2 protein-coding genes and 1 pseudogene are annotated in these 16,192 nt (G+C 68.7%); 2 read left to right on the top strand and 1 reads right to left on the bottom strand.

Annotated features, from left to right (window positions below):
- Positions 1–101 precede the first annotated feature (101 nt).
- Positions 102–13,802, top strand: a complete 13,701-nt coding sequence (locus tag ACQR3U_RS12825; RefSeq protein ID WP_308251511.1) for a non-ribosomal peptide synthetase — start codon at positions 102–104, stop codon at positions 13,800–13,802.
- A 188-nt stretch (positions 13,803–13,990) separates the two neighbouring features.
- Positions 13,991–15,055 (top strand): alpha/beta hydrolase, encoded by a 1,065-nt coding sequence (locus ACQR3U_RS12830; protein WP_230811500.1) that lies wholly within the window; start codon positions 13,991–13,993, stop codon positions 15,053–15,055.
- Between the two features lie 84 nt (positions 15,056–15,139).
- On the opposite strand, the pseudogene ACQR3U_RS12835 reads toward ACQR3U_RS12830, so the two are convergent.
- A pseudogene (locus ACQR3U_RS12835) lies at positions 15,140–16,090 on the bottom strand (IS30 family transposase); the annotation flags it as partial.
- Positions 16,091–16,192: the final 102 nt, after the last annotated feature.

The raw sequence follows: 16,192 nt of genomic DNA on the forward strand, positions 1-16,192 counted from the left end.
ATGACGCCTTGCCCCGCGATGCTCTAATGGGGCAACTGACCACCCGGTCACAACGGGTGGTCGCGGCCGAAACGGGACGTTCGAGGGAATCGGTACCAGTGGTGAGTGAGTTCTCGCGCGAGGTCGGCGGGCAGCAGGGGGACGAGGCTCGGACGAACCTCGACGACGTCCGGAACGCCGATCCGGCACGGACGGACCGCGGCAGCCGGCCCCGTCGGCGCCCTGCCCGGAGGCGCGGACCGCGTGCCGTGCTCCTTCCGCAGTTGCTGGCGGCTGCCGTGGAACGAGACCCGGCGGCCACGGCCGTGGTCTTCGGCGACCGTTCCCTGACCTACGCCGAACTCGACGCCGCGTCGTCGCGAACGGCTCGTCTCCTGATCAACCGGGGGGTCGGCCCGGAGGACGTGGTCGCGGTATCGCTCGCCCGTTCGATCGAGTCCGTGCTCGCGGTGTGGTCGGTCGCCAAGTCGGGCGCGGCATTCGTTCCCGTCGACCCGAACTATCCGGCAGACCGCATCGAGTTCATGATCGACGACTCCGGTGCACGCCTGGGTCTGACCCGGTCGGCCTCGGTGGCCGCGCTGCCCGAGACCGTCGAGTGGATCGCGCTCGACGATCCGCAGACGATCACCGATGCCGACGCTCTGCCGTCCGCTCCCGTGAGCTTCGACGAGCGGGTGCTGCCGCTGCGGGCCGAGAACCCGGCCTATGTCATCTACACCTCGGGTTCGACGGGCCGGCCGAAGGGCGTCCCCGTCACCCACACGGGCCTCGACGACCTCGCGCAGGAAGTCGCGGCACGCTTCGATCTGACACCGCAGTCGCGCGTGCTGCACGTGGCGTCGCCGAGCTTCGACGCGTCGGTCTTCGAATGGTTGATGACGATCTCCGTCGGCGCGACCATGGTCGTCGCACCGCCCACCGTGTTCGGCGGGGACGAGCTCGCCGAACTGCTACGCCGCGAGCGCGTGACGCACGCCGTGATCACCCCGGCCGTGCTGACCTCGATCGACCCGAGCACTCTGACCGATCTGGAGATGGTGCTCTCCGCTGGTGAGGCATGTCCGCCGGATGTCGTGGAGCGCTGGGCACCCGGGCGCCGATTCTTCAACGGTTACGGACCGACCGAGTCGACGATCATGACGCACTGCAGCGGGCCGCTCGAACCGGGACGGCCTGTGACGATCGGTACGCCGGTTCGCAATCTGAGCGCGTCCGTCCTCGACGCCCGCCTGAATCCGGTCGCTCCCGGCGTGGCCGGTGAACTGTACGTGTCCGGGACGGCTCTGGCCAGAGGCTATCGGGGACGCCCCGGTCTGACCGCAGAACGATTCGTCGCAGGGCCGGGCGGTACCAGGCTCTACCGTACCGGCGATCTCGTCCGTACCTCCCGCGGCACGAACGGCGAATTGATCTACCTGGGACGCAACGACTTCCAGGTCAAGATCCGCGGTTTCCGAGTCGAACTCGGTGAGATAGACGCAGCGCTCGCCGCCTGTGACGGAGTCGATTTCGCGATGACGGTGGGTCGCGAGACGCCGGCGGGTCAAGCGCAGTTGGTGTCCTACCTGCACTCCTCGGAGGGGGTGGGGATCGACACCCGCGTGGTTACCGAAGAGATATCGAACGTTCTTCCGTCGCATATGGTTCCGTCGGTGATCGTCGTACTGGACGAGATCCCGCTGACGCCGTCCGGCAAGGTCGATCGCGCGGCGCTGCCGGACCCCGATCCGGTGACCGTCGAGTTCCGCCCGCCTGTCACGGATACCGAGATCGCTGTCGCCGAGGAGTTCGCGACGCTGCTCGGCCTGGAACGGGTGGGTCTCGACGACGACTTCTTCGATCTCGGCGGCAACTCGCTCGTGGCGACCCGGGTGGCGGCCCGGCTCGGTGAACGCCTCGACACCCGTGTGCCGGCCCGACTGTTGTTCGAGGGCTCGACCGTGGCTGCGCTCGCCGCGCTGATCGAACCCCTCGGCACCGGCGGCCGTATCCCGCTCACCGCCGGTACGCGGCCCGAGACGATTCCGCTGTCGCTCGCCCAGCAACGGATGTGGTTCCTCAGCCGGTTCGACACCGGCTCGGCAGCGAACAACATTCCCGTCGCGCTCCGGCTGCGCGGGGCGCTCGACGTCGACGCACTCCGCGCGGCGATCGCCGACCTCGTGGATCGGCACGAAACGCTCCGCACCGTCTACCCCGATCGCGACGGGGTGGGCAGTCAGGTGATCCTTCCCCCGTCGGCGGCCACCCCGACTGTGCGTGTCGAGGACGTCCCGGTCTCCGAAGTGGAGAACCGCGTCCTGCGCACCGTGTCGGCCGGTTTCGACGTGACGACGGAGGTGCCGCTGCGGCTCGAACTCCTGCGGGTCGCGCCCGACGAGTACGTCCTGGTCATCGTCGTCCACCACATCGCCGCAGACGGGGCGTCCACCGAACCGTTCGTACGCGACCTCGTCACCGCCTACCTCGCCCGCACCGCCGGAGCGGTCCCCGGCTGGCAACCGCTCGCCGTGCAGTACGCCGACTACACCCTGTGGCAGCGTGCGGTGCTCGGCTCCGAGGACGATCCTGATTCTCCGGTGGCGAAGGAGATCGCGTACTGGACGTCCGTTCTCGCCGACCTACCGGACCGGCTCGAACTCCCTACGGACCGGCCCCGGCCGGTCGAGGCGTCGGGCCGCGGCGCCACCGTCGATTTCGAGATCGATCCGGCACTGCACGCGGCCGTCGCCGAACTCGGCCGGGCAGCGGGATGTTCGCCGTTCATGGTCGTCCACGCAGCCTTCGCGGTGTTGTTGTCGAGGATCTCGGGCGCACGCGACATCGCGATCGGCACACCCGTCGCCGGGCGTGGCGAGCAGGCCCTCGACGACCTCATCGGCATGTTCGTCAACACCCTTGTGCTGCGGACCGACATCACGCCCGACCTGACCTGCGCCGCGCTCCTGCACCGGGTCCGCGATACCGACATCGACGCATTCGCGCACGCTGATCTGCCGTTCGAGCGGCTCGTGGAGATCCTCGATCCGGTCCGCTCCGCGGGGCACCACCCGCTCTTCCAGGTCGCCCTGTTCTTCCAGAACATGGCGCAGCCCGAACTCGCGCTGCACGATCTCGAGCTCGTACCTGTGGATCTCGGCGGTAGCATCGCCAAGTTCGATCTCCAGCTCACGGTGACCCCCCGGGAGGTGGACGGGCACCCCGCCGGAATCGGAGCCCAGTTCACGTACGCCACCGATCTTTTCGACGACTCGACCGTTCGCGCCCTGGCGGATCGCTTGGTGTCGGTGCTCGGAGCCTTCGCGAGCGACGCCGACATCCCGGTCGGGGAGATCGACCTGCTGACCCCGCACGAGCGTCATGCATTCACCGTCGGGGTCAACGCGACCGACCATCCGACGGACACGGGGACACTGCTGTCACGTTATCGAGCCCAGGTCGACCGCGTCCCGGGAGCGACCGCGGTCCTCTTCGGCGACGAGTCGCTCACCTATGCCGAGTTCGACGCACGCGTCAACCGACTCGCGCGGCACCTGATCTCGTCCGGGGTCGGACCCGAATCGCTCGTGGCCCTGGGGATCCGGAGGTCGATCGATCTCGTGGTCGCCATGTACGCGGTCGTCACCGCCGGCGGCGCCTACGTGCCGCTCGATCCCGACCATCCGGCCGATCGGATCGGTCACATCCTCGACACCGCCCGACCGGTGTGTGTGCTCAGCACGAGCGCGGACGCCGGCGACCTCCCCGAGGGAATCGCCCCGATCCTCCTCGACACCCTGGAGGCGGATGGGTACGACGCGCATCCTGTCCGGGAGGACGAACTGCGCGGCACCGTACAGCCCGCATCACCGGCCTACGTGATCTTCACATCGGGTTCGACGGGACGGCCGAAGGGTGTGTCCGTCCCCCACGAAGCGATCGTCAACCAGCTCGAGTGGATGGCTGCCGAGTACGACATCGCCGGGAGCGATGTGTACCTGCAGAAGACCGCCACGACCTTCGACGTCTCGCTCTGGGGCTACTTCCTGCCACTGCGCACCGGGGGCACCCTCGTCGTGGCGCCGCACGACGCCCATCGCGACCCGGCCTGGGTGGCGGATGCCGTCACACGCCACCGCGTCACCCTCACCGATTTCGTCCCGTCGATGCTCACCGTCTTCGCCGCACAGGCACCCGCCGGCAGCTGCGCGAGCCTGCGGCACGTGTTCGTCATCGGAGAGGCACTGCCGCCGGAAACGGTGTCGGCCTTCCGCCGGCTCGGCGATGCGGCGCTCCACAATCTCTACGGCCCGACCGAGGCGGCGGTCTCGGCGACCTACTGGCCGGCCGACGGCGACGGTCACTCCGTGCCGATCGGTGTGCCCGAATGGAACGTGCAGGTCTACGTCCTCGACTCGCGTCTGGCTCCCACACCCGTCGGGACGCCGGGTGAGCTGTATCTCGGCGGGGTTCAACTCGCTCGGGGTTACGAGAAGCGCCCCGACCTGTCCTCCGACAGGTTCGTCGCGAGTCCGCTCGGACGACCGGGGAGCCGGATGTACCGCACCGGCGACCTCGTGCGGTGGCGTCGTACCGCTGCGGGAGAGCTCGTCCTGGACTATCTGGGTCGCACCGACTTCCAGGTCAAGTTCCGCGGCCAGCGCATCGAGCTCGGCGAGATCGAGACGGCTCTGCTCGGCTGCGCCGAGGTATCGCAGGCAGTCGCGCTCGTCGTGCCCACATCCACCGGTGAGCAACTGGTCGCGTACGTCGTGCCGGCACCGGGACACACCGTCGACCGGGCGGCGCTGCTCGATGCGGTGAAGAAGACGTCGCCTTCCTACATGGTGCCCTCGGCCGTCGTCGCGCTCGACGAGTTCCCCTTGAACACCAGCGGGAAGCTCGACCGCAAGGCCCTGCCCGCACCGGTCTTCGAAGCACGCGAGTTCCGCGCGGCCCGTACCCCGATCGAGGAGATCGTGGCAGGTGTCTACGCCGACGTGCTCGGCGTGGCCCGGGTGGGTGCCGACGACGACTTCTTCGAACTCGGCGGCAACTCGCTCGTCGCGACGCAGGTCGCCGCGCGGCTCGGTGCCGCCCTCGGCGCGCGCGTCGCGGTGCGGTCGCTTTTCGAACATCCCATAGTCGAATCCCTCGCGGCCCACATCGAGTCGTCGGCGGCCGGTGCCGCAGCCGTCCCGCTCACGGCACGCCCCCGGCCCGACCACGTGCCGCTCTCGCTGGCACAGCAGCGGATGTGGTTCCTCAACCGGTTCGAACCGGACTCAGCGGTGAACAACCTGCCGCTCGTGATCCGGCTGCGCGGATCGCTGGACCTCCACGCCCTGCGCGGCGCGGTCGGCGACGTGGTGCTGCGGCACGAATCCCTGCGGACCGTCTACCCGGAGACCGACGGCATCGCCCACCAGGTCGTCCTCCCGGCGGCGTCCGTCGTTCCCGACATCGAACCGTCCGAGGTCGATCCCACCGACATCCTGGACGAGGTCGCCGCGATCCTCGACGCCGGTTTCGACGTCACCACAGAGGTTCCGCTGCGGATCCGGCTGCTGCGTGTCGCCGCCGACGACCACGTGCTCGTCGTGGTGCTCCACCACATCAGCGGCGACGGCTTCTCGATGGGCCCGCTCGCCCGCGACGTCGTGGTCGCCTACGGTGCCAGAACCGAAGGGCTGCAGCCGAACTGGTCACCGCTTCCGGTCCAGTACGCCGACTACACCCTGTGGCAGCGGGAGGTGCTCGGCTCCGAGGACGATCCCGAGTCGCCCATCGCCCGCCAGCTCGCCTACTGGCGCCACGCCCTGAAGGGCATCCCGGAGCAGATCGACCTGCCCGCCGACCGTCCGCGGCCGGCCGTCGCCTCGGGCCGGGGTGCGAACACCGCCGTGGAGATCGACGCGTGGACGCACGCGGCACTCGACCGCCTCGCGCGGGAGCGCGGCGCGTCGCTGTTCATGGTCTTCCACAGCGCCCTGGCGGCCCTCCTCTCTCGGCTGTCGGGCACCGAGGACGTCGTGATCGGCGCCCCCATCGCCGGACGCGGTGAGCAGCTGCTCGACGACATGATCGGCATGTTCGTCAACACGCTCGTACTGCGGAGCGAGGTGCGCCCCGCCGACACCTTCGCCGATCTCCTCGGACGGGTGCGCGAGAGCGACCTCGGCGCGTTCGGGCACGCCGACCTGCCGTTCGAGCGCCTCGTGGAGGTCCTCGACCCGGAACGATCGCAGGCACGCCACCCGTTGTTCCAGGTCGCCCTGACCTTCCAGAATCTCGGGCAGTCCCGCTTCGAACTGCCGGGGCTGGCCGTCGAAGGCTTCGACGTCCCGGTCGCCCACGCCAAGTTCGACCTGCAGGTCACCGTCGTCGAGAGGTTCGACGCCGACGGTACTCCCGGCGGCTTCGACGTTGTGCTGACCTACGCCGTCGACCTGTTCGACGAGGCAACCATGCGCCTCTTCGGCGACCGTCTCGGCCGGATGCTCGCGGCGGTGGCGACGGATCCCGAGTCCGTGATCGGCGACGTCCCACTGCTCGACCCGGCGGAACGCACCGAGGTGCTCGAGGCGTGGAACGAGCCCGGCACCCGAGTCCCCGACGTCACGCTCGTGGACCGCTTCCGCGAGGCCGCCGAGGCGCATCCGGATTCGGTCGCCGTGACCTTCGGCGACCGGCAGCTCACCTACGCCGAACTGTCCGCGCGGGTCAACCGCCTGGCGCGCGAACTCGTCGACCGCGGTGTCCGTCCCGACACCCTCGTCGGAGTCGCGTTGCCGCGCACGGAGGAACTCGTCGTCGCGCTGCTCGCGGTGCAGCAGGCCGGCGGTGGCTATCTGCCGATCGACCTCACCTACCCGGCCGAGCGTCTGACCTTCATGCTCGAGGACGCGGCGCCGGTGTGTGTGCTCGTGGCGGGGGAGCCGGATGCGCTGCCCGCCACCGACGTCCCGGTGATCGACCTCGAACGGCTCGACCTGTCGACGCGGTCGGCCGATCCGCTCTCCGACGACGAGCGCGCGGCACCGCTGCGCAGCGACAACCTCGCCTACGTCATCTACACCTCCGGTTCCACAGGCCGGCCCAAGGGCGTGCAGATCCCGCACCGCACGGTGCTCGAACTGTTCGAGAACACCGCGCCCGCCTTCGGATTCGACGCCGACGACGTGTGGACCCTGTTCCACTCCTACGCCTTCGACTTCTCCGTGTGGGAGCTGTGGGGTCCGCTGCTCCACGGTGGTCGTCTCGTGGTCGTCGACTACCACACCTCCCGCTCCCCGGAGGACTTCCACGCCCTCCTGCGGCGCGAGAAGATCACGGTGCTCAACCAGACCCCGTCGGCTTTCTACCAGCTCGCCGAGGCGGACGCCGTTGTGGCCGAGCAGGATCCGGATGCGCAGCCGCTGTCCCTGCGGTACGTCGTGTTCGGTGGCGAGGCACTCGATCTGCGTCGCCTGGCCGGCTGGTATCGGCGGCACGGGGATTCAGGGCGAGCGCCGCGCCTGGTCAACATGTACGGCATCACCGAAACCACCGTGCACGTCTCCCATCTCGAACTGTCCTCCGCCGACGTCGACAACCCCGCGAGCACCGTCGGCCGCGCGATCCCCGGCCTCGGCATCTACGTGCTCGACGCCCGTCTGCAGCCCGTCCCGGTGGGCGTGCCCGGCGAGATCTACGTCCGCGGTGGCCAGCTCGCACGCGGCTATCTCGGTCGTGCCGAGCTGACCTCCGGGCGGTTCGTCGCCGATCCCTACGGTGCGCCGGGTTCGCGCATGTACCGCACCGGTGACGTCGCCCGATGGAACGCGCACGGGCAGCTCGAATACGCCGGTCGCAGCGACCTACAGGTACAGCTGCGTGGCTTCCGCATCGAACTCGGCGAGATCGAGGCGGCACTGACCGGTGTGGAGGGTGTCGCGCACGCCGTCGCGTCCGTGTGGTCGGACGAGCACATGGGGGAGAAGCTCGTCGGTTACGTCGTGCCGCGGGCCGGGCACACGGTCGCCCCGTCCGAGGTGCTCGAGCGGGTGGGCGAGTTCCTCACCGGCTACATGGTTCCCGACGCAGTGCTCGTGCTCGACGAGTTGCCGCTGACCCCGAACGGCAAGCTCGACCGCAGGTCGCTGCCCGCGCCGGTGTTCACCAGCGACCGCGAGTTCCGGGCGCCGCGGACCCCCACGGAGGAGACCATCGCCGAGGTCTTCGCCGACGTGCTCGGTCTCGAGCGGGTCGGGCTCGACGACTCGTTCTTCGCTCTCGGTGGCGACAGCATCGTGTCGATCCAGCTGGTGTCCCGGGCGAAGGCGCGCGGTGTCGTGTTCACCCCGCGCGAGGTGTTCGAGCAGCGCACGGTGGCCGGTCTCGCCGAAGTGGCGTGCGCCGGAACGGGATCCGAACCGGTGCTGCGCGAACTCGAAGGCGGCGGCGTCGGCGAGATCCCGCTCACCCCGATCGTGCGGTACATGGTCGAGCGTGGCGGCGGTTTCGACCGCTACACGCAGACCATCGCACTCGAACTGCCCGCCGGTATCGGACGCAGCGACGTCGTGACGACGATCGCCGCCGTGGTGGGCCGGCACGACATGCTCCGGGCATGCTTGCGGGACGACGGTTCCGGTGAGTGGGTGCTGTCGACCTCCGCGCCGGGAAGTGTCGACGTCGACGCGCTCGTGACGCGCGTCGAGGTTCCCGCGGAGGCCGGCGACGAGCAGTGGGCCGAGATCGCCGCGCGCGAAGTCGACGCTGCCGAGGGGCGTCTCGCTCCGTCGCAGGGCATCGTCACGCAGTTCGTCTGGCTCGACCCCGCTGCCGGGGCGGCACGGACCGGACGGCTGATCGTGGTGGCGCACCACCTCGTCGTCGACGGGGTGTCGTGGCGGATCCTGGTGCCCGACTTCGTCACCGCGTGGGCACAGATCAGCCACGGGCAGCAGCCCGCCCTCCAGCCCGTCGGCACGTCGTTCCGCACCTGGGCTCACGCCCTTGTCGACGGTGCCGCCGGACGAGTGACGGAGCTGCCGTTGTGGACGTCCGTTCTCGACGGACCCGACCCGCTGCTCGGCGATCGCCCGTTCGACCCGTCGGTCGACCTGGCGTCGACGGTCGTGAAGGTGCCGGTCCGGGTCGACGCGGCGACCACCGAGACACTGCTGACCACCCTGCCCGAGCTCTACCACGGCTCGGTCAACGACGTGCTGCTCACGGGTCTCGCGCTGGCCCTGGCCGAGTGGCGTCGGGCGCGGGGCACGGACGTGCGGTCGGCACTGATCCGTCTCGAGGGCCACGGTCGCGAGGAGGACGTCGTCCCGGGCTCGGACCTCTCGCGCACCGTCGGCTGGTTCACGACGATGTTCCCCGTGCGGCTCGACCTGTCCGACGTCGACCTCGACGACGCGGCGGCCGGTGGTGCGAGCGCGGGTGCGGCATTGAAGGTGGTCAAGGAGGATCTCCGCCGCGTCCCCGACAAGGGCATCGGCTACGGCCTGCTCCGGTACTGCAACCCCGAGACGTCCGCTCGTCTCGCCGCGACGCCCGCCGGGCAGATCAGCTTCAACTATCTCGGCCGGCTCGACGCCGGTGAGGTCTCGACCGACCGGGTGCCGGAACTCGGGTGGCTGCCCGCCGGCGACCTCGGGGACCTGTCCGGAACCGATGATCCCGACGCCCCGGCCCTCGCCGCCGTCGACATCAACGCCGTCGTCCTCGGAGGCGAACTCGGAGCGAACTTCGGCTACGCGTCCGGTCTGCTCGACCGCGCCGACGTCGAGGACCTCGCACAGCGCTGGGTGCGTGCACTCGAAGCCCTCGCGGCGCACGCCACGCGCCCGGAAGCCGGGGGACGGACCCCGTCCGACCTGTCGCTGGTCGACGTCACCCAACGCGACATCGACCTGTGGGAGTCGCGGTACCGCGGCGCGGCGGACGCCTGGCCGCTCGCTCCGCTCCAGGCCGGCCTGCTCTACCACGCACTCCTGGCGGAGGGGCACTCCGATGCCTACAGCACGCAGGTGCTCGTGCACCTCGCAGGAGTGGTCGACGCGCAGCGGCTGCGCACGGCGGCGGACGCGCTGCTGGGGCGCTACCCGAACCTCCGCACGGCATTCGTCGCGAGCGAATCGGGCATCCCCGTCCAGGTCGTCGTCGACGAGGTCACCCTGCCGTGGCGCGAGGTCGACATCCGGGGCGAGGACTCCGCAGTACTCGCCGATGTGCTGCGAGCGGAACAGGCCGTCGCGTTCGACATGGCCGAGCCGCCGCTGATCCGCTTCGTCCTCGTCCGCACGGGTGACGACAGTTGGACCCTCGCCGTCACGAGTCACCACATCCTGCTCGACGGCTGGTCGATGCCGCTGTTGATGAAGGACCTGCTGGTGCTCTACGCGACCCGCGGTGATGCGGGCGTCCTCGGCCGGGCACCGTCCTACCGGGCGTATCTCGAGTGGCTCGCGCGTCGCGACCACGAGACCTCCGTCGAAGCGTGGATGCGCTCGCTCGACGGGATCGAGGAGCCCACCCTGCTGGCCGGGGGCAACACCGACGGCACGGGCGGCACCCCGGACGAGCACCGGATCGACCTCGGTCGTGAACGGTCCGACCTCCTCGCGGACACGGCCACGCGGCTCGGCGTCACGGTCAACACCGTGCTGCAGGGCGCCTGGGCCGTCCTCCTGGCCCGCACGACCGACCGCGACGACGTCGTATTCGGCACCACCGTGTCGGGCCGGCCCGCGGACCTTCCCGGCGTCGAGGCGATGGTGGGACTGTTCATCAACACCCTCCCGGTGCGGGTGCGCCTCGGCGCCGGCGAGACCGGGCACGATCTGCTCCGCCGCATCCAGGGCGAGCAGGCCGAACTGCTCGATCACCATCACGTCGGGCTCGCCGAGATCCAGCAGCGTGCCGGTACGGGAGCGCTGTTCGACACGCTGCTCGTGTACGAGTCCTATCCGGTCGACCGCAGCGGGATCGAGGCTGCGGGATCGATCGACGGCCTCGTCGTCGCGGGCGTCAACGCCCGGGACGCGACGCACTATCCACTCACGGCCGTCGTCACCTCCGAGGAGGCGTTGACGCTCGCGTTCAAGTACCGCAGCGACATCCTGGCCGCGGAGGACGTGGCGACGCTGGCCGGCAGGTACGTCCGCATCCTCGATGCGCTCGTCGCCGATCCCGACTCCTCCGTGGACTCGCTGCCGTATCTCGACGCGGCCGAGATCGAGGATCTCGCCGACCGGTGGGGCGGACCCGCGCTGCCCGCGGTGCCGCTCGGTGATCTGCTCGCGGAGACCGCCGCCCGCAACCCCGACGGCATCGCGGTCGTCCACGAGGAACGTTCGCTGACCTACGCCGAACTCGACGCCCGCTCCTCACGGCTGGCACGACTGCTGGTCGCTGTCGGGATCGGCGCGGAGGACGTGATCGCGTTAGGCCTGACTCGTTCGCTCGAGTCGATCATCGCTGTGTGGGCGGTCGCGAGGACCGGTGCCGCCTACGTCCCCGTCGACCCGAACTATCCGGCGGACCGCATCGCGCACATGATCTCCGATTCGGCAGCGGTGCTTGGTCTTACCGTTTCGAGCGAGCGGGATCGTTTGCCCCGCGACATCCCATGGATCGATCTGACCGCGCCTTCGACGCTCGCCGAGCTGAACGGTCTGTCGGACGAACCGTTCGCGGCGAACGAACGAATCCGCCCGGTTCGCCCATCCAACGCCGCCTACGTCATCTACACCTCGGGATCCACGGGTCGTCCGAAGGGTGTCGTGGTGACGAACTCCGGCCTCGCGAATTTCGCGGCGGAGCAACGCGACCGGTACGGGTTGGACACCGCCACCCGGGCGCTGCACTTCGCGTCGCCGAGTTTCGACGCCTCCGTCCTCGAACTCCTGCTCGCGGCGAGTGAGGGCGGAACACTCGTCATCGCCTCCCCGGCTGTCTACGGAGGGCGCGATCTCGCCGATCTGATCCGGTCGGAGGGCGTGACGCACGCCTTCATCACCCCTGCTGCGATCGCATCCCTCGATCCAGAGGGACTCGACGGGCTCCGTGTCCTCGTCGCCGGAGGCGAGGCCGTGCCGCCGGCACTGGTAGCGCGCTGGGCGCCGGGACGGTCGTTCCACAACGGCTACGGCCCCACGGAGACCACGATCATGACCGCCATCAGTGATCCGCTGGTGCCTGGGGAACCGATCACGATCGGCGGACCGATCCGCGGTGTCCGCGCGCTCGTGCTCGACCGGCGACTGCGTCCGGTTCCTGTCGGGGCGGCCGGCGAGTTGTACCTGTCAGGGGTGCAGACGGCACGCGGATACCACCGCCGGGCCGAACTGACCGCGGCGCGTTTCGTCGCCGATCCCTACGTGGCCGGAGAACGTCTCTACCGCACCGGTGACCTGGTCCGGTGGACCGACGACGGACAGATCGTCTACCTGGGGCGATCGGACTTCCAGGTGAAGGTGCGAGGCTTCCGTATCGAACTTGACGAGATCGATGCGGTGCTGCGGCACGAACCGAGCGTGGACTTCGCAGTCACCGTCGCCCGCAGTCACGACACCGGCGGTGTCCGCCTGATCTCGTATGTGACCGCCACCGCCGGCCACGCCGTCGACACGGAGGACCTGCTCCGCGCGGCCGCACGAACGCTGCCACAGCACATGGTGCCCGCCGACATCGTCGTGCTCGACGCCGTGCCGTTGACACCGGTCGGAAAGCTCGATCGCGCGGCGTTGCCGGAGCCGGAGATACGGACCCGTCCGTATCGGGCTCCTCGTACCGCGCTCGAACAGGTCGTTGCGCGGGTGTACTCGGACGCATTGGCTGTGGAGCAGGTCGGTCTCGACGGCGACTTCTTCGATCTCGGCGGCAACTCCCTCGTGGCCACCCAGGTGGTCTCAAGGCTGCGCGACGAAACCGGGGTCGAGGTGCGTGTCCCGTGGTTGCTGGAGACGCCGGGTGTCGAGGCGCTCGCAGCGCGCCTCGACGAAGCCGGGCAGGGGACAGGTACCGCCCCCGCATCATCCGGAGACGCCTCGGCAGTGCTCGTGACGCTTCGGTCGGGCGACTCGACGGAACCGGTGTTCTGTTTCCACCCAATGATCGGACTGGCATGGCCGTACGCGCCGCTGGCGGCGCGACTTGCGACCAGCAGTGCCGTCTACGGAGTGCAGACACCGGCGCTAAGCGAACCGGGCTATACCGCGACCACGCTCACCGATCTTGCACGGAGGTACACGGAAGAGATCGTCGCCGCAGCACCCGAGGGTCGCTACCGTCTGATCGGTTGGTCACTCGGTGGTGTGCTCGCGCACGCCGTCGCAGTCGAGTTGCAGGCACGGGGGCTGCATGTGGAGGATCTCGCCCTGATCGACAGCATCCCCCGGGTCGATACCGACCGGTTCGCAGCCGAACTCTCGGAGAACCTGCGTGCATTCGGCGTCGTCATCGAACCGGACGCACTCGACGGCAGCCTCCCGCTCGAAACCGCGGAAGCGCTGGTCCGCGAGGCGCCGGACGGCTTGATCGACCTCGACGTGGAGCGGGTGCAGCGCATCTTCTCCGCAGCGGTGACCTCGCCCGAGTTGATCAACGGCCATACACCGGAGCTGTTCTTCGGCGACATGGACTTCTTCAGCGCGACGGAGGACCACCCGACGGAGGCGGACGCGGCCGATCTGTGGAAACCTTTCGTGTCGGGTCGTATCCGGACACGATTCGTGCCCGGAGCGCACGGGGAGATGATGGACCTTTCTGCAATCGAGATCATCGCTCCGGCCCTGGACGGTGTCGCCGTCGAGCCCATGTGATGCACCGGCAGTGCGGTTGTACGGGATGTACCGTCGTACGAATGGTCGCCGGACGTAGTGGAGACCGCCGATCACGGTAATGTGCACGAACGATTCGTCGATACACGTTGTGCTGCGCCGTACGGCGCGCCTCGGCCTGTCCGAGGTTTGTGGCCATGCCCGGAATCGGGTTTGAGGAGGTTGTCGGAATGAAGGTTGTCCAGTCGGGGACACGGGCCCGGAAGACGAGGATTGCTGCGGTGTCCGCAGCAGTCGTCGCCCTGCCGTTGTTCTTCGGTGGCGCGACCGCCGGGGCCGACCCCGTCGCGGAGACGCTCCAGCCGATCGAATCGGTGACCAGCGAGAACGGCTCGAAGATCACCCGCATCGAGAACTACGGTGAGCAGCAACTGCTCGTCTATGTGTACTCGGCCTCGATGGACAAGGAGATCCTGCTCGACGTCTGGCGTCCCGCCGACACCAGCGAGCCGCGCCCGACGCTGTATCTCCTCAACGGAGCCGGTGGTGGCGAGGACAGCGCGACCTGGCGCTTCCGCACCGACGCGATCGAGTTCATGAAGGACAAGAACGTCAACGTCGTCTCCCCGGTCGGTGGCAAGTGGAGCTATTACACCGACTGGAAGGAAGAGGACCCGGTTCTCGGTGTCAACAAGTGGGAGACCTTTCTGACGAAGGAGATCCCGCCGCTGATCGACGCGGCGCTCGGTACGAACGGGATCAACGCGATCGCAGGTCTGTCGTCCTCGGGTACGTCGGTCCTGCAGCTGCCCATCGCTGCACCCGGCCTGTACCAGGGCGTCGCGGCGTACAGCGGCTGCGCCCAGACCTCCGACCCGATCGGGCAGCAGTTCGTCAAGCTCGTCGTCGAGACCTGGGGTGGCGGCGACACCCGCAACATGTGGGGTGAGTTGAACGATCCGGCCTGGGCCGAGAACGATCCCTACGTGCACGCCGAGGAGCTGCGCGGTCTCGATCTCTACATCTCCAACGGCACGGGCCTGCCGGGGCGCTACGACACCCTGAACGGTCCGGAGATCGACGGCCAGGTCGACGTACTCGCCAACCAGATCGTGGTCGGCGGCGTCATCGAAGCGGCGACCAACTACTGCACGCACAACCTCCGTACCCGCCTCGACGAGCTGGACATCCCCGCCACCTACAACTTCCGCGACTCCGGCACCCATTCGTGGGGTTACTGGCAGGAGGATCTGAAGGACTCGTGGCCGGTGCTGCAGAAGGCCCTCGGCCTCTGACCGTCCTCGTCGGTCGGTTCGTGTGACCGACCGGAAAGGCCCCTACCGCTTCGGCGGTTTCAAGGGGTCGACGCAACACCGCTGTTAGTTGGTGGTGATTAGATCACGCAGACGCTCGGCTGGGGTATCCCAGCCGAGCGTTTTGCGTGGCCGGCCGTTGAGCTCCTGGGCGACGTGCTCGAGGTCCGCCGGGCTGTAGACACTCAGATCGGTGCCCTTGGGGAAATACTGCCGCAGCAGTCCGTTGGTGTTCTCGTTGGTGCCGCGCTGCCAGGGGCTGGCCGGGTCACAGAAGTAGACGGCCATATCGGCAGCGATACCGAACTGCTTGTGCCGGGCCATCTCGGCGCCTTGATCCCAGGTCAGCGAGCCACGAAGATGGGCGGGCAGGTCTTTCATCGCGGCGATGAGCGCGTCCCGCACGGATTCGGCGTCGTGCCCGTTCGGCAGGTGCAGCAGCATCGTGTAGCGGGTGGTGCGTTCGACGAGGGTGCCGATCGCGGTCTTGTTCAGCTCACCGGTGATCAAATCGCCTTCCCAGTGCCCGGGCACCGCACGGTCGGCGACCTCGGCGGGCCGGTCACTGATCATCACCATCGGATCGGTGAATCGCTGATACCGCTGACCGTCCGCGCGGTGCGGTTTACGGCTCGCCCGTCCGGTCCGAAGTGCCTGATGTACTTGCTTTTTAAGGCCGCCTCGGGCTTGGAAGTAGAGGGCTTGGTAGATCGTTTCGTGGCTCACCCGCATACTTTCGTCGTCGGGATGATCCCGGCGTAGACGGTGCGAGATCTGCTCCGGTGACAACTTCCGGGACAGGCCTTCCTCGACCGCTGCCCGCAGGACCGTGTTCACCACCAGTTTGGACTGCTTCGGCCGCGCCTGGGCCGTGGCGGCGGCTCGATCGGCCTGATACGGCAGGCAGCTGCCCTCGATGCTGTGCCGACGAATCTCCCGCGAGACGGTCGAGACGTTCTTGCCGATCCGAGCGGCGATGGTCCGCAGCGAATCCTCGACGAGCAGGCCGTCGGCGATCGCGGGTTACGTCCATGAGGATGGTGTACGAGCTGGATCCGAATGAGATGGCCGGCGTGTCGTAGCCGAACGAAAGACGGTCACCGCGTGATTCTTCGAGAG

This window comes from Rhodococcus sp. IEGM1339 (assembly GCF_050321925.1).
Classification (GTDB): domain Bacteria; phylum Actinomycetota; class Actinomycetes; order Mycobacteriales; family Mycobacteriaceae; genus Rhodococcus; species Rhodococcus pyridinivorans.

Excerpts from the sequence above, each read along its gene's own strand:
- ACQR3U_RS12830 (WP_230811500.1), top strand. The coding sequence starts at position 13,991 with ATGAAGGTTGTCCAGTCGGGGACACGGGCCCGGAAGACGAGGATTGCT.